This window comes from Nocardia sputorum (genome assembly GCF_027924405.1).
Classification (GTDB): Bacteria; Actinomycetota; Actinomycetes; order Mycobacteriales; family Mycobacteriaceae; genus Nocardia; species Nocardia sputorum.
On the sequence record NZ_AP026978.1, the window covers coordinates 5,334,926 to 5,356,905 of the forward strand.

Annotated in this window: 19 protein-coding genes; 8 read left to right on the top strand and 11 right to left on the bottom strand. The window is 68.9% G+C overall.

Features of this window, described 5'->3' with window-relative positions; all coding sequences use genetic code 11:
* Nucleotides 1-3 precede the first annotated feature (3 nt).
* The 3 genes from QMG86_RS24175 (at nucleotide 4) to QMG86_RS24185 (ending at nucleotide 2,165) form a co-directional block, all read left to right on the top strand.
* Nucleotides 4-381 carry a nuclear transport factor 2 family protein gene (locus QMG86_RS24175; protein WP_281874960.1) on the top strand — a complete coding sequence of 126 codons (378 nt, stop codon included), beginning with the start codon at nucleotides 4-6 and terminating at the stop codon, nucleotides 379-381.
* A gap of 108 nt (nucleotides 382-489) precedes the next feature.
* Complete coding sequence (locus QMG86_RS24180) at nucleotides 490-1,059, top strand: carboxymuconolactone decarboxylase family protein (protein WP_281874961.1); 570 nt, start codon at nucleotides 490-492, stop codon at nucleotides 1,057-1,059.
* A gap of 224 nt (nucleotides 1,060-1,283) precedes the next feature.
* Nucleotides 1,284-2,165, top strand: coding sequence for a hypothetical protein (locus QMG86_RS24185; RefSeq protein ID WP_281874962.1), 882 nt, complete (start codon nucleotides 1,284-1,286; stop codon nucleotides 2,163-2,165).
* Nucleotides 2,166-2,258: 93 nt separating this feature from the next.
* Here QMG86_RS24185 and QMG86_RS24190 read toward each other — a convergent pair whose 3' ends face one another.
* From QMG86_RS24190 to QMG86_RS24220, 7 genes are all read right to left on the bottom strand, one after another.
* A complete protein-coding gene (locus QMG86_RS24190; RefSeq protein WP_281874963.1) occupies nucleotides 2,259-2,519 on the bottom strand; it encodes a ribosomal protein bL12 in 261 nt (86 codons plus the stop codon).
* 29 nt (nucleotides 2,520-2,548) lie between these two features.
* Entirely contained in the window at nucleotides 2,549-2,959 is a 411-nt protein-coding gene (locus tag QMG86_RS24195) for an STAS domain-containing protein (protein WP_281874964.1), read from the bottom strand.
* Between the two features lie 148 nt (nucleotides 2,960-3,107).
* Complete coding sequence (gene clpX, locus QMG86_RS24200; RefSeq protein WP_281881112.1) at nucleotides 3,108-4,388, bottom strand: ATP-dependent Clp protease ATP-binding subunit ClpX; 1,281 nt, start codon at nucleotides 4,386-4,388, stop codon at nucleotides 3,108-3,110.
* Nucleotides 4,389-4,849: 461 nt separating this feature from the next.
* A complete protein-coding gene (locus QMG86_RS24205; protein ID WP_043721507.1) occupies nucleotides 4,850-5,518 on the bottom strand; it encodes an ATP-dependent Clp protease proteolytic subunit in 669 nt (222 codons plus the stop codon).
* A gap of 71 nt (nucleotides 5,519-5,589) precedes the next feature.
* Nucleotides 5,590-6,177 carry an ATP-dependent Clp protease proteolytic subunit gene (locus tag QMG86_RS24210; RefSeq protein WP_039796608.1) on the bottom strand — a complete coding sequence of 196 codons (588 nt, stop codon included), beginning with the start codon at nucleotides 6,175-6,177 and terminating at the stop codon, nucleotides 5,590-5,592.
* Nucleotides 6,178-6,412: 235 nt separating this feature from the next.
* On the bottom strand, nucleotides 6,413-7,789 hold the full coding sequence (tig, locus tag QMG86_RS24215) for a trigger factor (protein ID WP_350356346.1): 1,377 nt from the start codon (nucleotides 7,787-7,789) through the stop codon (nucleotides 6,413-6,415).
* Between the two features lie 252 nt (nucleotides 7,790-8,041).
* Nucleotides 8,042-8,620 (bottom strand): FKBP-type peptidyl-prolyl cis-trans isomerase, encoded by a 579-nt coding sequence (locus tag QMG86_RS24220; protein ID WP_281874966.1) that lies wholly within the window; start codon nucleotides 8,618-8,620, stop codon nucleotides 8,042-8,044.
* A 211-nt stretch (nucleotides 8,621-8,831) separates the two neighbouring features.
* On the opposite strand from QMG86_RS24220, the gene QMG86_RS24225 reads away from it, so the two are divergent.
* From QMG86_RS24225 to QMG86_RS24245, 5 genes are all read left to right on the top strand, one after another.
* Entirely contained in the window at nucleotides 8,832-11,300 is a 2,469-nt protein-coding gene (locus tag QMG86_RS24225; protein ID WP_281874967.1) for a phosphoketolase family protein, read from the top strand.
* Between the two features lie 36 nt (nucleotides 11,301-11,336).
* Nucleotides 11,337-11,957, top strand: a complete 621-nt coding sequence (locus QMG86_RS24230) for a TetR/AcrR family transcriptional regulator (RefSeq protein ID WP_281874968.1) — start codon at nucleotides 11,337-11,339, stop codon at nucleotides 11,955-11,957.
* Between the two features lie 232 nt (nucleotides 11,958-12,189).
* The gene (locus QMG86_RS24235; protein WP_281874969.1) at nucleotides 12,190-12,885 is read left to right on the top strand and encodes a DUF6008 family protein; all 696 of its coding nucleotides are present in this window, start codon (nucleotides 12,190-12,192) and stop codon (nucleotides 12,883-12,885) included.
* A 1,105-nt stretch (nucleotides 12,886-13,990) separates the two neighbouring features.
* A complete protein-coding gene (locus QMG86_RS24240; protein ID WP_281874970.1) occupies nucleotides 13,991-14,365 on the top strand; it encodes a hypothetical protein in 375 nt (124 codons plus the stop codon).
* A 148-nt stretch (nucleotides 14,366-14,513) separates the two neighbouring features.
* Nucleotides 14,514-15,059, top strand: coding sequence for a hypothetical protein (locus QMG86_RS24245; RefSeq protein WP_281874971.1), 546 nt, complete (start codon nucleotides 14,514-14,516; stop codon nucleotides 15,057-15,059).
* Nucleotides 15,060-15,098: 39 nt separating this feature from the next.
* Here QMG86_RS24245 and QMG86_RS24250 read toward each other — a convergent pair whose 3' ends face one another.
* The 4 genes from QMG86_RS24250 to QMG86_RS24265 all read right to left on the bottom strand — a co-directional run bounded on the left by QMG86_RS24250 (nucleotide 15,099) and on the right by QMG86_RS24265 (nucleotide 21,886).
* Nucleotides 15,099-17,633 (bottom strand): ATP-binding protein, encoded by a 2,535-nt coding sequence (locus QMG86_RS24250; RefSeq protein WP_281874972.1) that lies wholly within the window; start codon nucleotides 17,631-17,633, stop codon nucleotides 15,099-15,101.
* Between the two features lie 42 nt (nucleotides 17,634-17,675).
* Nucleotides 17,676-20,213 (bottom strand): ATP-binding protein, encoded by a 2,538-nt coding sequence (locus QMG86_RS24255; RefSeq protein WP_281874973.1) that lies wholly within the window; start codon nucleotides 20,211-20,213, stop codon nucleotides 17,676-17,678.
* A gap of 116 nt (nucleotides 20,214-20,329) precedes the next feature.
* The gene (locus QMG86_RS24260) at nucleotides 20,330-20,905 is read right to left on the bottom strand and encodes a dihydrofolate reductase family protein (RefSeq protein WP_281874974.1); all 576 of its coding nucleotides are present in this window, start codon (nucleotides 20,903-20,905) and stop codon (nucleotides 20,330-20,332) included.
* Between the two features lie 246 nt (nucleotides 20,906-21,151).
* Nucleotides 21,152-21,886 (bottom strand): MerR family transcriptional regulator, encoded by a 735-nt coding sequence (locus QMG86_RS24265; RefSeq protein ID WP_281874975.1) that lies wholly within the window; start codon nucleotides 21,884-21,886, stop codon nucleotides 21,152-21,154.
* Between the last annotated feature and the right edge of the window lie 94 nt (nucleotides 21,887-21,980).

Below are 21,980 nucleotides of genomic sequence, written 5' to 3' on the forward strand. Positions count from 1 at the left end.
TCGATGGCCAAGCAGATCCGCGACGTGGTCGAGCAGTACGTCAAGCTGGTGGGCTCGGGCCCGACCGAGGACATCGTCGAGCTGTACGCGCCCGACGCGGTCGTGGAGGACCCGGTCGGCACCCCACCCAAGCGGGGCCACGCCGCCATCCGCGAGTTCTACGAGGTGATCGCCGCGCTGGAGCGGGAGACCGAGCTGCGGCCCGAGGACGTCAGGATCGCGGGCAATCAGGCCGCGTTCCCGTTCACCATCGTCACCAAGGTCGGCGGACAGCGCTTCGTCCTGTCGCCGATCGACGTGATGGAGTTCGACGAGGAAGGCCGGATCACCGGGATGCGCGCCTACTGGAGCCAGGAGGACATGCGGGTCGAGCCCGAGTAGCGCGCGCGGGGGCCGGGTGCGCCACGTCACATCGCGGCCCCATCACATTCCGGCACGGTCTCTCGTCCGAGAAGTAGGAACCAGATCCGCTGATCGAAGGAGATCGACATGGGCGCCACCCGTATCGCCGCCGTCACCCCGCAGCAGGCCGGACCGACGACCAAGCTGCTCTACCGGCTGGCCAAGCGCCGCTTCCGCGAAGTGCCGGAGCCCTTCGCCGTCACCGCCAACCATCCGGGACTGCTGCGGGCCGGCGCGATCCACGAGACCATGGTCGACAAAGCCAGCACCGCCCTGCCCGCCGTCATCCGCGAGATCGCGGTTTATCGCACGGCGTGGACCATCGGCTGTTCCTGGTGCGTCGACTTCGGCGCCATGCTCATGCGCCTGGGTGAGCTGGACGTCGCACGGCTCGAGCACATCGCGGACTACGCGACCTCGCCGCTCTACTCCGAGGACGAGCGCGCCGCCATCGCCTACGCCGACGCGATGACGGCCACGCCGACCGCGGTCACCGACGAGCAGGTCGCCGACCTGGAGCGGCGCTTCGGCCGTGCCGGTGTCGTGGAACTCAGTTATCACATCGCACTGGAAAACTCACGCGCGCGGTTCAATTCGGCGCTCGGGATCACCGCGCAGGGCTTCAGCACCGATTCGTGCCGGGTGCCCTGGGCGTGAAAAGGGCCGTGGCGCTGCGGAAACGTTCAGGCCGACCTGGTCTTTCAGCGCCGCGGCCACTCCGGACTGTCGCTCCGGCCCGGAATGCACTAAGAATATGAGGTGTTGACGTCGGCTGGCCGTATCGCGGTCGGCGAACTGCCGTGGCGGATTTCGCCGCTCGGCGGGCCGTGCCGGCGTCTTCGGTTTCTCGAGTTCCCCTCCGCTCAACCGTTTGGAGCCGCATGCTCGACGAACAGACCCCGGACGATGACGTCGCACGGCTGGCGAGACGAGTCGAGAAGGCTCGCGGCCGTCTCGCCTACCAGTTCGACCCGGCACTGACCGGCGCGCTGTCGGAGGAGGAACTGCTCGCGGAACGCGAACTGGCCGAACGCATCCGGACCCAGGATCGCGACCAGCGCTGGAAGCAGGCCGAGGCGTCCGCCTCGGCCTCCGACCGGTCGCGGCACACCGCGGAGGCCATCGAGAAGGCCGAGATCCGAGACCTGCTGCTGGCGCGCAAGGCCATCGCCGCGCAGCGGCGCGCGTCCAGCCCGCATGCCAGGCTGGCGTCGCTGTACCGGCACCGCTCCTGGTCGCTGGGCGCGCTGGCGGGCGTGGTGGCCGCCGGGATGCTGTGGTCGGCGGTCAACGTCCAGCACAACATCGCGCCGGGCGGACCGACCGATCCGCTGTACTGGTTCAGCTACCTGCTCGAAGCGATGATCAGCGTGTCGCTGATCATCATCATGATCGGCACGAACAAGGTCACCGAGTGGGGCGTGCTGGACAACCGCAGCCAAGTGGCGGCGGCCGAGGTCGCCTTGCTCGCGCTCACCGTGGGATTGAACACCTACCCGTACGTGAGTGCCGGGCGGTGGTTCGACGCCGCCGTGCACGGGGTCGCCCCCGTGATGATCGGCGTCGCGCTGCTCATCCACGACGCGGCGAGCGCGCGGTACGGACGCGCCATCAGCTACGCCACCGAGCAGGTGCGGAGCCTGCCCGACCCCACCGGGCACGACCCCTTGCCGGAACGCTCCTCGGAGAACATCCGCACCGGTGCGGACACCGGCCTCTCGCTGGATCTGCACGCCCCGATGGTGCAGGGCGCGCACAGCTAGATATCGCTCGGTAAACGCAGCAGAGATTTTGTCACGTCGCGGGGCGACTGCTCGCACCCCCGCGATGGGCGGTGCGAAGCGGCGGACCTATTACTACGGGTATCGCCGCTCGACCGCGTCCTTGGCCTCTTTCAGCCCGCACCCCGTCAGCTCGCGATACCGCTTGATCGCGTGAATCTTCTTGCCCTGCCTCAGGAGTGCGTCGACCTCGACCATGCCGTCGCCCCGCGGGACGTGCGGCACCGCAGGCGGACGTGCGACCGCAGGGGCCTCGATGCCCAACTGGGCCATGATGAGATCGAGCTTGACGTGCAACGCGTCGACCTTGCGCTCCAAGCGCCGGTTGGCGAACATGATCCGATCGTAACGACCGGCGGCGCGCGTCAAGCTACGTCGAGTACGGCGTCGGCGAGGCTCGTCCTGGTCTCGAAGCGCCCGAGATCATCGGACAGTTGCAGCAACCGGTCCACACACCGCGTGCCGGTGACCAGGCGCAGCCTGCGCCCGGTCTGCGTCAGCACGGACCGCGCGTCCACCAGGACATGCAGCCCGGCGACGCCGAAGAACGTCACTTTGGACAGGTCGAGGACCACCAGGGGCGCCGCCGTGCCCAGCGAGCCGATCACCCTGCGGCGGAACACCTCGACGGTGTAGTGGTCGACCTCCCCCGCGAGCGCGCATAGCGTGACCAGATCGCTCGGGGCGGTAACGGAGATCTTGAGCCGCTCGGCGGGGTGATCGGCATTGCGAGCAGCGTTGAGAACGTACGTGGGGTTGGCCAAGCCTGCCGACATGCGGACCTCGGTCCTGTCGCCCGCAGCGAATCTCCGGACGGATCGCTTGCGGATACCAATGCGCTCCGGACCAGAGTGCCGCCGGAACTAGGCTGTTTGCTCAACCCTCACGCAGGAGTACCCCCGAGGAGGGGTCGCCACACCCGTATTACGCCGACTTCTCCCGGCGCTCCGAACGCTGCGGCTTGCGCGGCACGATGGTGGGCAGCACATTGTCGTTGACCGTGTCCGCGTTCACGACCACCTTCGCGACGTCGTCGCGGCTGGGGATGTCGTACATCGCGGGCTGCAGGACCTCTTCCATGATCGCCCGCAAGCCGCGCGCGCCGGTGCCGCGCAGAATCGCCTGGTCGGCGACGGCCTCCAGCGCGTCATCGGTGAACTCGAGGTCGACCCCGTCCATCTCGAACAACCGGACGTACTGCTTGACCAGCGCGTTCTTCGGCTCGGACAGGATCTTGACCAGCGATTCCTTGTCCAGATTCGTCACCGAGGCCACGACGGGCAGACGGCCGATGAACTCGGGGATCAGGCCGAACTTGATCAGGTCCTCGGGCATGACATCCGCGAAGTGATCGGTCGTGTCGATCTCGGCCTTGGACCGCACCTCGGCGCCGAAGCCGATGCCGCGGTGGCCGGTGCGGTCGGAGATGATCTTCTCCAGACCCGCGAAGGCGCCCGCCACGATGAACAGCACGTTGGTGGTGTCGATCTGGATGAACTCCTGGTGCGGATGCTTGCGGCCGCCCTGCGGCGGCACGCTCGCCTGGGTTCCCTCCAGGATCTTCAGCAGTGCCTGCTGCACGCCCTCACCGGACACGTCGCGGGTGATCGACGGGTTCTCGCTCTTACGCGCGATCTTGTCGACCTCATCGATGTAGATGATGCCGGTCTCGGCGCGCTTGACGTCGTAGTCGGCGGCCTGGATCAGCTTCAGCAGGATGTTCTCGACGTCCTCGCCGACGTATCCGGCCTCGGTCAGCGCGGTGGCGTCGGCGATGGCGAACGGAACGTTCAGCATCTTCGCCAACGTCTGGGCCAGGTAGGTCTTGCCACAGCCGGTGGGACCCAGCATCAGGATGTTGGACTTGGCCAGCTCCACGGTCTCGCCGCGGCTGTCGCGACCCTTGTCACCGGCCTGAATGCGCTTGTAGTGGTTGTAGACGGCCACCGCGAGAGTGCGTTTGGCGGTGTCCTGGCCGATGACATAGTTCTCCAGGAAGTCCCGGATCTCGGCCGGCTTGGGCAGCTCATCGAGCTTGACCTCGCTGGACTCGGCGAGTTCCTCCTCGATGATCTCGTTGCAGAGATCGATGCACTCGTCGCAGATGTACACCCCTGGTCCCGCAATGAGCTTCTTGACCTGCTTCTGGCTCTTTCCGCAGAACGAGCACTTCAGCAGATCGCCGCCATCTCCGATGCGCGCCATCTCGTGGGTCCCTACTTCCTTGTCCGCGTGCAACCGTCCGTCCAGGTTGCCAGCTGTCCACCACTTTCGCAGCCGCAAACGCATCGGCTGATTCGTGGCCGGTGGGCAGTGCTGTCAACCGGGAGCAAAGGTCCCTAGGTCGACCGTACCCGGTGTTCGGGATGGAGGTCGACAACTCGCGCATGTTTCTCGCGCGGGTTGTGCGAGTCGTCACGACGCCGAAAGACGAAGCGCTCGCCGGATCGGACAATCGACACCTCCGGACCGCCCGGCGCGCCGCGCCGGGGTTCGAACAGATTCTCGAACCCACGGCGGCGCGTAAGCGGTCCGGCCGGGCGGCATGCCCCATTGCATACTTCCCGGCCGGAATTCCCTGTGATAGAGCGAATTCGAGCGAATCGCCGCCGGGATCGGCAATTCGCACCGCCGTCCCGGCCCGGCCGGAAACGACGATCGGCGCCTTATTTCTGCGCGCTCAGCTTGCGGTAGTCGAACACCGTGTCGATGATCCCGTACTCCTTGGCCTCCTCGGCCGTCAGGATCTTGTCACGGTCGGTGTCCTTGCGGATGGTGTCGGCATCCTTGCCGGTGTGCCGCGCGAGGGTGGTCTCCATCAGGCGACGCATGCGCTCGATCTCGGCGGCCTGGATCTCCAGGTCCGACACCTGCCCCTGGATACCACCCTCCAGCGACGGCTGGTGGATCAGCACGCGGGCGTTGGGCAGGCAGGCGCGCTTGCCGGGAGTGCCCGCGGCCAGCAGCACGGCCGCGGCCGAGGCGGCCTGGCCCAGGCAGACCGTGGCGACGTCGGCGCGCACGTACTGCATGGTGTCGTAGATGGCCATCAGCGAGGTGAACGAGCCACCCGGCGAGTTGATGTACATGGTGATGTCGCGGTCGGGGTCGAGCGACTCCAGCACCAGCAGCTGCGCCATGATGTCGTTCGCCGAGGCGTCGTCCACCTGCACGCCGAGGAAGATGATGCGCTCCTCGAACAGCTTGTTGTACGGGTTGGACTCCTTGACGCCGAAGCTCGAGTGCTCGATGAACGACGGCAGGATGTAGCGCGCCTGCGGGCTCTGCGGTGCGATGCCGGACAGGCCGGCGCGCGGGTCGATCGAATTGGCCATCTGAGTCTCCAAAGTCGGTGCGGCGGCCGGACGTTCGAGGTGTCCGGGGGCCTGTGGGGTGATCCGGTGCGTTACTTCTTGGCGCCGTTGGCCTGATTCGCGTGGCTGATCACGTGGTCGATGAAGCCGTACTCCAGGGCTTCGGACGCGGTGAACCAGCGGTCGCGGTCGGCGTCGGCGGTGACCTGCTCGACCGACTTGCCGGTGTGCAGCGCCTGCAGCTCGTTCAGCTCGCGCTTGGTGTGCGCGAACTGCTCGGCCATGATCGCGATGTCGGCCGCCGAGCCGCCGATCCCCGCGGAGGGCTGGTGCATCATGATGCGCGCGTGCGGCAGCGCGTAACGCTTGCCCTTGGTGCCCGCGGTGAGCAGGAACTGCCCCATGGACGCGGCCAGGCCCATGCCGTAGGTGGCGATGTCGCACTCGGCGAACTGCATCGTGTCGTAGATGGCCATGCCCGCGGTCACCGAGCCGCCCGGCGAGTTGATGTAGAGCGAGATGTCCTTGGTGGGATCCTCCGCCGACAGCAGCAGGATCTGCGCGCACAGCTTGTTCGCGATGTCGTCGTCGACCTGCGTGCCCAGGAAGATGATGCGCTCACGCAGCAGGCGCTCGTACACCGAATCACTGAGGTTGAGACCAGCAGTCGCGGTTGTCATGACCCCTGCCTGGTTGATTGTCACGGATACCTGCCTTCTCTCGCCGGCTCGTTGCCCATTGCCACATAGCCATCACTGGTTGGATATGCCGCACCCGGTCGGACAGGGCCATCCAACTTGCCGTCACAAACATTAACGAAGCAGGGCGGCACCGAACTCCCGGTACCGCCCTTTCTTCGCTCACAGCGCAATCAGCGCACCTCGCGGGCGACGATCACACCGACATTCCATGAAATTATTCGGCGTCCGCCGCGGCCGTCTCACCGGCCTGGTCCTCGTCCGCCGAATCGGCGGGCGCGCCGAACATTTCGGCGGTGTCCACCGGGTTGCCCGCGGAGTCGGTGACGGTCACCTGGCCGACCACGCCCGCGAGCGCCTTGCCGCGCCGCACGTCCGCGAAGATCGCGCCGAGCTGGCCCGCCTGCTGCACCTGCTGGATGAACTGCTCCGGGGACAGGCCGTAGCGCTGCGACTGGAACAGGATCCGCTCGGTGAGCTCCTCCTGACCGACCTGGGTGCCCTCCGCCTCGGCGATCGCGTCCAGCAGCAGCTGAGTCTTGACCGACTTCTCGGCGGACTGCTTGGTGTCGGCGTCGAACTCCTCGCGGGTGCTGCCCTGCGCCTCGAGCGCCTCGGCGAACTTGGCCTCGTCGTGGTCGAAGCCGTGCACCGCGTCGTGGGTCACGGCGTCGATCTCGGCCTGCACCACGGCGTCGGGCAGCGGCACCTCGACCTGCTCGAGCAGGGTCTCCAGCACCTTGTCGCGGATCTCGCCCGCCTGCTGCACCTTCTTGACCCGCTCGACGCGGCTGCGCAGGTCGGCCTTCAGCTCCTCCAGCGTGTCGAATTCGCTGGCCAGCTGGGCGAACTCGTCGTCGGCCTCGGGCAGCTCGCGCTCCTTGACGCTCTGCACCGTCACGGTGATGACCGCCTCCTTGCCCGCGTGTTCGCCCGCGACCAGCGTCGAGGTGAACTCCTTCGACTCGCCGGCCGACAAGCCGACCAGCGCCTCGTCCAGGCCCTCGATGAGCTGACCGGAGCCGACCTCGTGGGACAGGCCGGTCGTGGCGGCCTCGGCCACCTCCTGGCCGTCCACGGTCGCCGAGAGGTCGATGGACACGAAGTCGCCGTTCTGCACCGGACGCTCGACCCCGGTCAGGGTGCCGAAGCGCTGGCGCAGCGACTGCAACTGCTCCTCGATGTCCTCGTCGCCGACGGTGAACGCGTCGACGGTGACCGCGATGCTCGAGTAGTCCGGCAGGGTGATCTCCGGACGCACGTCGACCTCGGCGGTGAAGGCGAGCTCCTGGCCGTCCTCGATCTTGGTGATCTCGATCTCGGGCTGACCGATGACCTTCACCTCGGAGGTGGTGACGGCCTCGCTGTAGCGGCCGGGCAGCGCGTCGTTGACGACCTGCTCCAGGATCGCGCCACGGCCGAGGCGGGCCTCGAGCAGCTTCGCCGGCGCCTTACCGGGACGGAAGCCGGGGATGCGGACCTGCTTGGCCAGTGCCTTGTACGCGCGGTCGAAATCCGGCTTCAACTCCTCGAAGGGCACCTCGACATTGATCCGGACCCGGGTCGGGCTCAGCTGCTCGACGGTGCTCTTCACGGACATGCTCCTTGTTCGTTGTTCGTACTGGTTGACGTTCTGTGTGCGGTGCCACGCCGCCGGCGCTCCGGGGTCGGAAACGGCGGGCGCGGCGGCCCTACGCCGGCTGCCGCACTCCCCCACCGGCGCCGATCCGAACCGGAGTCCCGGCCTCGGCCGAGACGACGAGGGGTGCGGCGTACGCCACGCATCCCGACCAGGTTAATTGACCGGCCGAGCGGGCCTGCACCCGGCGGTGGCTCGGCGGCCGCGCTACTTCCCCACCGACACCGCGTCGGTGACGAAGACCAGCGTCTCGTACGGCGCGATCCCGCGCCCGCCCGCGCCGTAGCCCAGCTCCGGCGGCACGATCAGCAACCGCCGTGCACCCTCCCGGACGCCGACGAGTCCCTGGTCCCAGCCGTCGATGACCTGGCCCGCGCCCAGCGTGAGCTGGAACGGCTTACCGCGGTCGAACGAGCTGTCCAGCGTCTTCTTGTCCGACCAGGTGACCAGCGCGTAGTTCATGGTCAGCGCCTGCCCCGGCGCGGCGCCGGGCCCGCTGCCCTCCTTCAAGTCCTTGACGATCAGCTGCTTGGGCGGATCACAGTTGTCGGGAACGGTGATCTTCGGCGCGGCGCCGAACTCGCCGCTGACGGTGATGTCCTCGGCGGTGCACTCCCGGCCTTTGCTCTGCGTGGCCGGGCGCTGCGCGGAAGCCCCGGCCGCCGCGGTGGTCTTCGTCGGCGAGACGGTCACGGGGGACGGCTCGTCGTCCGAGCCGCAAGCCGCCAGCGCGATGGTCGTCGCGGCGAGGGCGCCGATACCGAGGATCCTTCCGAGAATGTGCATGCCGCGGACCCTAGACCACGAACGGGCATCGGGTGGCGCGAGCTTCCCGCGACACGCACGGGCCGCCGCACCGAGCCCGCGACGGCTAGGCTGACGGTGAATTCTCCATCCGGCGTTGTCGATTCCGATCGGCGACCGTCGCAGGACCGGGACGGTGGTCCCCTCGTGGCGCCGCGGTCCCCGATGCCCCGAACGTGAGGAGAGTCAGCGCATGACCCACATGGCAAGTGCAGGTGGCGATACTTCGGCGGACAACGTCGGCAGCACCGGCGGACGAACCGTCGCCCCGCGTCCCTACCGCTTGGCGGACGTACCGGGCCCGTTGGAACGCGACGAAATGAACTCGATCGACGCGTGGTGGCGGGCGGCCAACTATCTCGCGGTCGGCCAGATCTACCTGGTGGGCAATCCGCTGCTGCGTGAACCGCTGCGCGCGGAGCACGTCAAGCCGAGGCTGCTCGGGCACTTCGGCACGGTGCCCGGCTTGAATCTGGTCTGGGCGCACGCCAATCGCGCGATCCGGCAACGTGGCCTGAGCGCTGTCTTCGTCGCGGGCCCCGGACACGGCGGTCCCGGCCCGAACGCGTGCGCCTGGCTGGAGGGCACCTACTCCGAGTGCTACAGCCACATCCCGCAGGACGCCGCGGGCATGGGCGCGCTGTTCCACCAGTTCTCCTTCCCCGGCGGGGTGCCGAGTCACTGCGCACCGGAGACGCCCGGCTCCTTCCACGAGGGCGGCGAACTGGGGTATTCGCTGCTGCACGCGTTCGGCGCCGCGTTGGACAATCCCGATCTCACCGTGTTCTGCGTGGTCGGCGACGGCGAGGCGGAGACCGGGCCGCTGGCGACGAGCTGGCATGCGAACAAGTTCCTCAATCCGGCGCGCGACGGCGCGGTGCTGCCGATCCTGGCGCTGAACGAGTACAAGATCGCCAATCCGACCCTCCTCGCGCGCATCCCGGAATCCGAGCTGCTGGCCCTGCTGCGCGGATACGGCTACGAGCCGATCGTCGTCGCGGGCGACGACCCCGCTGCGGTCCACCAGGCGATGGCCGCGGCGGTGGATACGAGTATGGAACGCATCGATCGAATCCAGCGCGCCGCACGCGACGGCGCCGATGGGACGCGGCCCACCTGGCCGATGATCGTGTTGCGTACGCCGAAAGGCTGGACCTGCCCGCCGATGGTGGACGGCGACCAGGTGGAGGGCACCTTCCGCGCGCACCAGGTCCCGTTGCCCGGCGCCCGCACCGATGCCGGCCACCGTGCGGTGCTGGAACAGTGGCTGCGCTCCTACCGTCCGGAGGAGTTGTTCGACGACAGCGGCAAGCCGGTGCCGGAACTGCTCGCTCAGGTACCCGGCGGCGATCGGCGGATGAGCGCCAACCCGGTCGCCAACGGCGGTGCGCTGCTGCGCGACCTGCGCCTGCCGGATTGGCGGGAGTTCGGCGTCGAGGTGCCCGCTCCCGGCGCGACCGACCACGAGGCCACCAGGGTGCTCGGCGGCTGGCTGCGGGAGGTCACCGCACTCAATCCGGACAACTTCCTCACCTTCGCGCCCGACGAACTGGCCAGCAACCGGTTGCAGGACATCCTGGAGGTCACCGGCCGCAACTGGCAGGCCGAGATCGATCCCCGCGACCAGAAGCTCGACCGTGGCGGCCGCGTGATCGAAGTGCTCTCCGAACACATGTGCCAAGGGTTGCTGGAGGGCTATCTGCTGACCGGCAGGCACGGTGTGTTCACCTGTTACGAAGCGTTCATCCACATCGTCGACGCCATGTTCAACCAGCACGCCAAATGGCTCGACGCCAGTGCGGCGGTGCCGTGGCGGCGCCCGGTTCCCAGCCTCAACTACCTGCTGTCCTCGCACGTCTGGCGGCAGGACCACAACGGCTTCACCCACCAGGATCCCGGCTTCCTGGACGTGGTGCTGAACAAGAAGGCCTCGATCGTGCGGGTGTACCTGCCGCCGGACGCCAACACCCTGCTGTCCACCTACGATCACTGCCTGCGCTCCCGGCACTACGTCAACGTGGTGGTCGCGGGCAAGCAGCCCCAGGCCGACTGGCTGTCGGTGTCCGAGGCCGCCGAGCACTGCGCGCGCGGCATCGGCATCTGGCCGTGGGCCGGCCACGGAGACGAGACCGGCACGACGCCGGACGTGGTGCTCGCCTGTGCGGGCGACGTGCCGACGCTGGAGACCCTCGCCGCGGCCGCGATCCTGCGCGAACGGCTGCCCGATCTGCGCGTCCGGGTGATCAACGTGGTGGACCTGATGCGTCTGCAACACCCGGACGAGCATCCGCACGGCTTGTCCGACAGCGAGTTCGACACGCTGTTCACCCGGGACCGGCCGGTGATCTTCGCCTTCCACGGGTACCCGTGGCTGATCCACCGGCTGACCTATCGGCGCACCAACCATGGCGAACTGCACGTCCGCGGCTATAAGGAGCGCGGTACGACGACCACGCCGTTCGACATGGTGATGCTCAACGACCTGGACCGGTACCACCTGGTGATGGACGTGATCGATCGGGTGCCGACCCTGCGCGAGCGGGCCGCGGGCCTGCGACAGGAGATGGTCGACGCGCGGTGGACGGCCCGGGCGTGGACCAGGGAACACGGCGCGGACATCCCGGAGGTCGCCGACTGGAGGTGGCCGTACCAACGGACGTGAGCCTGCGACCGCGGCGACGCCCGTACGATCGACCGTATGGAAAGTGGCCCGCAGATCGCCGAGATCACCGACAAGCGTCTGCTGCGTGGTGCGCGAACGCGCGCCACCGTGCTGCGCCAGGCGGTCGACATCGCCTCACTGGACGGATTGGAAGGCCTGAGCTTCGGCAGGCTCGCCACCGACACGGGGCTGAGCAAGGCGGGCATCCAGACCCTGTTCCGCACGAAGGAAGCGCTGCAGCTGGCCGCGGTCGACTACGCGCGCGACCGGTTCGTGGAAGCGGTGGTCGAACCGGCCGGCTCCGCGCCGCGCGGCGTCGCACGCCTGCGCGCCTTGGTGGACCACTGGATCGTCTACGCCACGACGCCGCTGTTCGCGGGCGGCTGCTTCCGGGTCGCGACCATGGCCGAGCACGACAGCAAGCCGGGACCGGTTCGCGACGCCCTCATCCGCGATCAGCGGACGTGGGTGCGGCTGCTGGCGCGCGAACTGCGCGCGGCGGCGTCCGCCGGTGAGATCGGCGAGCTGGATGCCGATCTGACCGCATTCCAGATCGATGCGGTGCTGTGCGCGACCAATATCGCACTGCGGATCGGCGATCCGGATGCCGCCGACCGCGCCCGCCGCATCGTCGAGGGCTTCTTGCGACCGTCCTGACCACGCTTGATGCCTTCCGGGTATGACGCGCACCCAATTGTGAATACAGCCAGGGCATTCGGAAATCTCGGACAGAACGAGCCGCCACCTTGTATCTTGCGGATAACGCGTTCGACGCGTTTCGGTAGCAACTCCCCCATCCGTCGCCGTTGCCGGAGGGCGCGCAGAAGGGCGGTTCCCCATGAACCACACAGCCGGAGCGACCGGGATGGAAATCCTAGGTGCGATCTTGATGGTGGCCTGGATGGTCGTCATGTGGGCGGCGGTCGGCGTGCTCGTCGTCGCGTTGCGTAAACCCCTGCGCCCATGGATGTTCCGCACCGCGCTCGGCGTGATCGCACTGGGCGTGGTCGCCCAGATCGGTCACTTCCAGGAGCACGTGGCACAGGTCGGCTATTGGATCCAGCATCCGAACTCGCCCGCCTGGATGACCCCGTGGGGCACCGGCCTGGCCAACGGGTTCGGTCAGGTCAACCACATGAAGCCGGCGCTCGGGATGGAGATCCTGCACCTGGTCGGCAATTTCCACTTCCTCGCCGGACTGGTCGGCGTCGCCCTGGTGACCCACCACGCCTTGGAGAGCAAGGCGCGCAAATGGGGTCGCATGGGCGTGCTGATGCAAGGCATCCACGGACTCGAGCACCTCGCGCTCACCCTGACGGTCGCGTTCGGCACCAAGGCGATCGGACTGTCGACCATCTTCGGTCTGCTGGATCCCGGGCCCGGCGCGGCGACCTACCGCATCTGGTGGCACTTCTTGGCCAACGTGATCGGCACCAGCATCTTCGCCATGGCGCTGTACTACCTGTGGCGCGAGCGCGCGGTGATCGAAGCTCCGTTCCGCGACCCCGCCGCCGCGAAGCCGAGTCGGGTATCCGCGGCCAAGGATCCGGTGGCTCCGGCATACGCGGCGGTCACCGAAGCCTGATCGCGAGACCGATCCCGCACCTTCGCCGCGGCGCACGACGGCGTCGGAAGGACGGACCGAGACTTCCCACATCGCCCGCCGCGGTTCGCACAGGGCCGTAGCGGCACATTCAGCGAAAGGGCGTCCGCCAGACGGCGGGCGCCCTTTCGCTATGCCATGCCCGGAGAACGCGCCGCGGCATGCCTGGCATCAGAGGCAGTTGGCCTCCCGCCGCCGGAAGTCTCCACGGTCATGTCGGCCGCCACGAAGGAGGCGTGCGTACGTCGACGGGCCACCAGCGCGAGGTCATCGCCCAGCAACGAGTCACGCCGACAAGTCATCCGCGCCTCTCGAGCATCCCGCCCTCCGGCCGCGACCGCGCGCCAACGGGCCACAGTCCGCACCGGCCGGTAGCGCAGCCTGCGTCACAGTCGGCGGGAATCGGTATCACTGCGAACTCTCGCATCGGTCTCGCCTGCGCCGATCACACGCGCTCGCCTGCGCGACGACTCGAGCTCAGCGCATTTCCCGCCGCACTGCCACCGCTATGGCGGGGACATCGAGGCTGGTGACGGCCGCAGACCGCACAAAGACACAGAGCATCCTTCCCAACTGCGGGAAAGTGCTCGACAAGACATCGACCCGTCGATTAATGTGACGTTATCCAACGGCACGATAGATAGGGACCCGCCGATCGGACCACACCGGACCGATCTCCGATCCCGAGGTGGCGAGATGAACGGACGCGAACGATGACCGGCATCACGCCGCACCAGCGACGGACACAGACCTGGCTCGTCCGCCCGCTGATCGTGAGCGCTATAGCGGCCACGCCGGAAACCCCGGCACCGGTCGAAGCGCTGGCCGGGCCCGACGCGACCGTCGCGGCACCGCGCCCCGCAGACCCGGGCCGCCACGGATACGACAGGCCGGGCTCTTCCCATCCCGACGACCGGGACCGAGCCGACCGGCACCGCCCCGCGGAAGACACCTCCGCGACGGATGCCGCCCCGATCCCTTCCCCGCCCCCAGCTCGCGCGGCAACCCCGACCATCGACGTTCGCCGCACCGCCGCCGCTCGAACCGTGCTGCCGCGCACGGCTCGAAATCCGAACGGAGACTTACGATGACCGCCACCACCCACTCCGCCGCACGGCGACTGTTCGCCTGTGCCGCGATCGTCGGCATGCTCACCGCGGGCGCCGCCGGTATCGCGGGCGCCGAGTCGCACTCGAACCCCTCCGACCCGCGCAACGGCACCGGGGACACCAACGGCTGGCACCACATCGATCCGATGGGTTACAACCACCGCGACAGCGACCCGCGCCGCGCGGACGAGCACGACGACGCCATCCGCGACTACCACCAGCGCCAGAGCCGGCCCGCACCGGCCGACACCCCCACGGGCGACACCTCCGTCAGCCCCAGCTGGTCGCGCGTCGGCCGCCCCGACGGCAGTGGCTACACCGTCTGCCGCCCGCAGGCCCGCTGGTGCCAGTGATCGCCGGATCGGCTCGCTCACTCGCACCCACGACCTTCCGTGACGTCCTCCGGGACTGACCATACCGCTACTCAGCGGCACATTACTTGAAGCATCACCATCCCGGAAATCCACTCCGGCCGGGATAGCGCACGAAAGAGAAAAGCACATGTTTAAGATCAACGGGCTTCGCCGGACGACCGCGTGTAACGACAAGCGCGGCGGTACGGCACGGACGCTCACCCTGCTGGCGGCGGCAGCGGTGGCGGCGGGCGGCCTGAGCCTCGGCGCGGGCACCGCCGAGGCTCAGGGCGCTGCCTGCCTCTGGGCCGGTGACGCCTACGGCCAGGGCACCACGGTCGTCGCGGGCGGCTGGGCCTTCAGCTGCGGAACCGACGCGGTCGGCGCGCCCTACTGGCACCGCGGCAACGCCGTGCGACAGGCCAGCACCGTCCCCAACCCGGGCGCCTACGCCCACCCCGCGGGCCTGTTCAGCCCCGGCGCGCGCCAGTACGGCACGGAATACAACGACTACTGCGTCGGAAGCCAGCTCATCGAGGGTTCCGAGGATGTCTACCAGGTGGTCTCGGACGGCCGCGGCTCCCTGTGGTGGAAGGCCGCCGGCTCGATCGACCAGTGGTCCTTCGACCCCGGCACCGGGCCGCAGCGGTCCTGGCGGTCGTCGAGCCTGTGCTACGACGGCTCCCTGACCTGACCCGACCTCGCTCCCGCACGCCCGTAGCCGTCGCGACGGCTACGGGCGTGTTCGCGTTCGCGCGGGCCGCCGCTCGGATTCCAGCTTGATCCGCTCCGCGAGGTGGTCCGGGACGTGCCGGCCGATGTCGGCCCTGGTGGCCGCCATCAGCTTCCGGCGCACGGACACCACCTGGGCGTCGACGGTCCGGATGGAGCTACCCCGGCGCGCGGCGATAGCGCTGTTGGCCCAGCCGGCCGCGGCCAGCACGGCGACCTCCCGTTCCGCCGGCGTCAGCTCGTCCCAGCGCGAGGCCGTCGGCCTGGTCTGCGGACGCGGGCTGGGCAGCTGGTCGACCGGCAACCTGCCCAGCAGCAGCAACTGCAGTTCGTCGCGTTCGGGACGCAGGCGGGCGCCGCGCTGAACCGCCGCCGCGTGGGCCTGCTCGCCGATGACCGCGGTAACCGCCGCGACAGCTCGAGCGGTGCCGCGGGCCACCAGCGTCACCCGGTCGGCGACGATGCCCATCGAACGGTGCAGCGTGGCGATCCCGCCTTGCAGATGGGCGATCTCGGTGGCGGCGGCGATCGCTTCGGCGCTCCCGGTGTCGCCCGCCTCGAGCCGGGCGGACAGGAGGTAGGTCAGCGCCATCATGATGAAATGCGCGACCCAGCCCGCCGTCCAGGTGTCCCCCGTGACCAGCAGGCGTTCCAGGGTGGACTGCCCGAGCTTCACCGCTTCCCGTGGATCGCCGTGCCGGGAGACCGCGATCATCCAGGCCAGTTCCGCCCAGGAGGTCGCCCAGCCCGCGTCGGAGGCGACGGCCCGGTCCAGATGTTCTCGCGCGGCCGCGAGCGCGACATCCGCGTCACCGAGGTTCGCGTAGGTGAGTGCCTCGAACAGTTCACTGCGCTGCTCTCCGGCGCGGTCGCCCAAGGCGGCGAATTTCTCGCGCGCTCTGGACAACACGTCGACCGCGCGCAGGTCGAGATGGATCAGCAGCAGTTCCAGACCCCAGGTGAACTCCACCGCGGCGGGCAGGCCCGCATCGATCGCCGTCATCTCCCGCCAGCGGTGCCGCAGCTCCGGATCGAGGCACTCCGCCGCACATTCGTCCAGTAATTGCGCGGTGTAGGCGTGCCTGCCCTGCCAGATGGCGATCCAGCCGACCAGCGCGGTCGCGTTGATCCGCAGCCGGGTCGGCGGCGGATCGACCTGTGCGGTGACTTCCAGGGCCTGTTCGGTCAGGCTGGTGATGGCCCGGTTCGACCCGGTGATGAACGGCACGCGCAACGCCATCAGCGTCGCGGCGGTCTCCAGCCCGACCACGGCCTCCTCCGGGTCGGCGAGGCTGGTCTCGACGGCGATGAGGATGTTGTCCCAGGCCGCACGCGCCCAGTCGATCCACTCCTGCTCCCGCGGGCCGTACCAGGTGGCCGGGCCGGCGGCGACGCGATCGCGGTAGTGCCGCCGATGCCGGGCCAGCAAGCGCGCCTCGTCCAGGTGGTCACCGCGCGTGGCCAGTCGGTCGCGCACGAACACCCGGACGCTCTCCAGCAGGTAATAGCGCACCGTGGCCGCGGTGAGATGGACCGAAAGCAGCGACCGTTCGACCAGGCGCTCGAGCAGTCCCTCGATCCGCTCGGCGGGCAGCGCCGCGTCCGCGCACACCGCGACGATCGCGTCCACCTCGGCTCCGCCGCACTGCGTCTCGTCGTTCTCGGCGTCGCAGCCGGTGGCGAACACCGACAAGCGGTCCAGCAGCAACTGCTCGGGCGCGGTGCACAGACCGTAGGACCAGGCGATCACGTCACGCACGCTGCGATGCCGCTCGCCGACGCCGCCTCTGGCTCCGTGCGTCCACTGCAGGCGCCGATCGGCGGTGTCGCCGGACAACTCGCGCAGCACGATGGCCGGTGGCCGGTGCAGCAGCCGCGCCGCGGCCAGGCGGATGAACAGCGGGTTGTTGTCGACGTGCCCGCAGATCCGGGTGGCGATGGCGAGTTGGCCGGGATCCTCGGGAATCGGCCGTCCGGTGCGCTCGGCTCGCCGCCGGAACAGTTCGAGGGCGTGCACGCTGGACAGCGGCGGCACGGTAACCAGATGCTCGTCGATCCAGCCGATCGGCTCCCGGCTGGTCGCGACGATGGTCAGGCCGGGCACCTCCTGCAGCAGGCCGACGACGAGCGGGCCCACCCCGCCCAGCACGTGTTCGCAGTTGTCCAGCACCAGGATCGTGCGGTGCGTGCCGTCGTCGGTGAAGATCTCCAGCAAGCCGTCCCACGCGGAGCGGCCCACGATGCCGTTCTTCTCGACGGACAAGAGCACTTCCTCGGCGACCGCCCCGGTCTCCGCGCCTGCCGCGAGCCGGGCCAGGCGGGTCCAGTACACCGTGTGCCGCGCCGCGCCGCGATACCGCCGCACGGCTTCGACCGCCAGCGTCGTCTTGCCGATGCCGCCGGGCCCGACCAGGGTGATCAGCCTGGCGTTCGACGAGTCCAGCAACGCGTGGATCCGCCGCAGTTCGGCCTGCCTGCCCACGAACTCACCCAGCGCGGCGGGGCCGTTGCCACCGCCGCCGTTCACCTCCGACATGCCGACGCACCTACCGATCCGGAAAACCACCGCTCGAGCAGCCTAATGGGCGCGAGGAGACCTCCCTCTGCGGCCACGGCTGGGCCGCCGCTCGGATTCGTAGCGGACCCGGTCGGCGAGGTCGTCGGGGATGTGGGCCGCGATCTCGGCGCGGGAGGCGATCATGAGCTTCTGCCGGATGGCGGCGACCTGCGCGTCGACCGTCCGGATGGAACTGCGCCGACGGCCGGCGATGGCGCTGTTGGGCCAGCCCGCCGCCGCGAAGACGGCGACATCGCGTTCGGCCTCCGACAGGTCGTTCCAGCGCGAGGCGGGCCGCCGCGACACGGGCCGGGAAGCGGCCGGTCGGTCCGGCCGCCGGGCCGTCTGCCCCTGCTCCGGGGTCGGGGTGGGACACCACAGCGCGTCCAGCTCGGGGCGCAGTCGCGTCCGGCGTTCGGCGGCGGCGTAGGCCCGATCGCCGAGTACCGCGCGGGCGAGTTCGGCGGCGCCGCGCAGCTCGGCGGCGATCAGCGGAACCCGGTCGACGGAGATCCCCATCGAACGCTGCCGCGCCTTGAAACCACCGATCAAGTAGGCGATCTCGGTCGCGACGTCGGCGCACGCGGCGGGATCACTCCCGTCGGCCCGCCGCGCGACGAGTATCTGGGCCAGCGCGACGATGTGCGCGCCCACCGCCCAGCTCGCCGTCCAGGTGTCCCGCTCGCCGCGGTAGCGGGTGAGCACACCGTGGGTCAGCGTCAGGGCCTCGGCGGCCGACCCGTGCTTGGCCAGCGCCACCGCGCGCGCGATCTCGGCCCAGGCCAGCGACAACGTCGAGCCGGTCGACATCGACCGCTCCAGGAATCGCGCGGTGTGCTCCAACGCCTGCCGCCGGTCGCCGACGAGGGCGGAACAGAACGCCGCGAAGACCTCGCTGCGTTCGGCGCCGATGCGATCGCCCTGGTCGGCGAACTTGCGGCGGGCCCGGGTGAGGACGGTGATCGCGCGTGGATCGCCGTATACGAGCATCAGCTCGAGTCCCCACATCCACTCGACCGGAGCCGGCAGACCGAAATCCGTGTCGGTGTACCGTGGGCCCGCCCCCGGAGGGAGGGCGGCGCGATCGGCGAGCAGTTGCGGGATGTGCTCGGTCCGTCCCTGCCACAGCGAGATCCAGCCGAGCAGTGCGGTGGCCAGGTCGGCGAGCCCGGAGGGACCGAGTCCGGACGCCCGGGTGGCTTCCAGCGCGCGCTCGGTCAACCGGGTGAGCGCGCCCGCACCGGACTTGACGTACGGCACCTTCATCGACAGCAGAACGGTGGCGATCTCCAGCGCGACCACGGCCTCCGCCGGGTCCGACAAGCCGGATTCGATGGCGAGCACCATGTCGTTCCAGGCCGACCGCGCCCACGCCAACCATGCCTGATCCTGCGGGCCGAGCCAGATGGCCTGCCCGGCGACCACCTTGTCCCGGAAGTACCTGCGGTGCCGCGCGGCGAGCCGGTCGGCCTCGCCGCGATCCCGTCGGCGCAGCCGGTCCCGGGCGAACACGCGGACGCTCTGCACCAGGTACCAGCTGACCGTGGTGGCGGTGAGATGCGCCGACAACAGCGACTGCTCGGTAAGCCGCTCCAGCAGGCGCTCGATCTCGCTCGCGGGCAAGGTGTCATCGGCGCACACCGCGATCGCGGCGTCGAGGTCGATACCGCCGCGCAGCGACTCGTCGTCGGTCTCGTATCCGGCGGCGAAGACCGACAGCCGCTCGAGCAGCAACTGCTCCGGCGCGCTGCACAGATCGAAGGACCAGGCCACCACGTCGTAGACACCGCGGTGGCGCTGCTCGGCGCCCGCCCGTGCCCCGTGGTTCCAGTACAGGCGTTTGTCGTCCGCGTCGCCGGTGAGTTCGCGCAACACCATGGCCGGCGGCTGGTGCCGCAGGCGTGCCGCGGCCAGGCGGACGAACAGCGGATTGTGGTCGACCCGCAGGCAGATCCGCGCGGCGACGTCCATCGGCTCGCGCTCGTCCGGGATCGCGCGGCCGATGAGCTGGGCCCGCTGCCGGAACAATTCGAGCGACTGCCGCGGCGACAGCGGCGGTACGGGCAGGATGTACTCGTCGGCCCAGCCGATCGGTTCGCGGCTGGTGGCCAGGATGGTCAGCCCCGGTGCGGCTTCCAGCAACTCGGCGATCATCGCCGCGACCGCGCCGAGCAGGTGTTCGCAGTTGTCCAGCACCAGCACGGCGCGCTCGGTGGAGCGGTCTCCGCTGCTGAAGGTGCGCACCAGCGCGCTGTGGGTCGGCGGTGCGTCCAGGTCGGCGCGCACGGCCGACTGCATCACATCCTGCGCGGTGGCGGTGCTGTCGGCCTCCAGTCCGGCCAGCCGCGCCCAGTACACCGGCCTGCGCAGGGTGCGCGCGCCACGGCGCAACGCCTCCGCGGCTAATCGCGTCTTCCCGATCCCACCTGGGCCGACCAGGGTGATCAGGCGGGCGCCGCCGTCCAGCAGCGTGCCCAGCCGGTCCAATTCCGTTTCCCGGCCGATGAATTCACTGGTGGATGCAGGCAGCACGTCGCCACGTGCCTGAACCAGGGACATAAAACGAAAGTTAGCCGACGACGCGGCAACGCGCTCGACAATCACAGGTTACGGCGTGGTCAAGCCCCCGTTTACCTGGGCAACGGACCCCGTTTCGCGGTTCCCCGCGCCGGTTGCTACCTGGCGGAGGCCATCTGCTGGTAGTGCATCTGGACCACGGCGCTGTCGAAGGTCATCACGTCGACCAGTTGCAGCCCCGAGACCACGGCAGGCGTCGGGAACAGCGGAATCCCGCCACCGAGCAGGATGGGATGCACGAACAGCCGGTACTCATCGATCAGGTCGTGCTTCATGAACTCCGAGGCCGTCTCCGCGCCGCCGAACAGGACCATGTCGCAGCCCGGCTGGGCGCGTAACGCGGTGATCTCCTCGACGAGGTCCTCCCTGACCACGCGCGTGTTCCAGCTCGCGGTGGACAGGGTGCGGGAGAACACCAATTTGGGCGTCTGTTTCCAGCATCGCGCGAAATTCACGTAGAACTCCGAGATCGCGGGATCCACGTCGGCGGTCGGCCAGAACGACGCCATGATCTCGTAGGTCTTGCGGCCGTAGAGGAACAGGTCGGCCGAGCGTAATTCGTCGAGGAACGACTCGCACAGTTCCTCGTCCACCACCGGCCAGTGGATCTCCTGATCCGGCCCCTCCGCGAAGCCGTCGAGCGACATCTGCATCCACAGTGTCACGCTTCCCATGTGCCCACACCCATCTGCTGCCCTTGTGCGACTTCCAGATTGTCGGGGGGAGCGACACTTCGGCGCATCGGTAGGTTGCCTGAGACATACCTAAGTAGGCGAGCGTAGGTAGGTTCGCGGCGCCGCGAACGCGCGCCGGATGTCGCCCAATATACCGTTGAACAACGGCACGTTACTGCTACGTATCACCAACTATGGGAATCTGAAACGTAAACACTTCGACCAGGCGGGATACGCGCCGCACGATCAGCCCTCCGGCAACGCGTCGCTGAGCTCGGCGTCCTGGTCGAGATACCTTGCGACGAGCCGGTTCACGAGTTCGGCAGCGGTCTCCGCGGGGATGGCCTTGGTCGCCGCCAACCGCTGCGCGAGTTCGGCGGACTGTGCCGGGCCGCGATCGGACGCCTGAAACGACGCCCAAACGGTTCGCCGGAACAGGTCCACGTAACGCCGGGCGATGCGCTCCGCGTCCGCGCGCAGCTTCTCCAGCTCGCCGAGCACCTCGTCGGCCGGAACGCCGGCGGCGGTCAGCTGATCGAGGCTGTGCGCCAGGCGGCGATCCGCGATCCGGTAGGTCGCCGCGTCGACGGGCTCGTACAGACCCGCGGCGACGACCCGGGCCAGGCCGTTGGGCACGTCGCGATAGAGCTCGGCCAGTTCGGTCGCCGCGATCGTGTCGCCCGCGTCGACGACGGGCGCCTCGGTCACATCCGGTTCGGCGACGCCGAGGATGTCTCCGAGATCGTCGCCGCGATCCCAGGCGTTGAGCAATTCCTTGATGCCGTTGAGTTTGATCCCGCGGTCCAGCAACCTGCTGATGGTCCGCACCCGATTGAGGTGGTCGGCGCCGTAGAACCCGGTACGCCCCTTCACCTGCGGGGGCGGCAGCACACCGCGTTCGTGATAGACGCGCAGGCTGCGCACGGTCGTACCGGCCTCCCGCGCCAGCTCGTCGATCGTGTACTCCACACCCGCAGTCATACCTCAAGGAAACCACATCGCAACACGGAGCGACCGCCGGTGCGCGGCCATTGTCGGGGCGACCGACCGGTCTCCAGCGACATAACAGCAAACA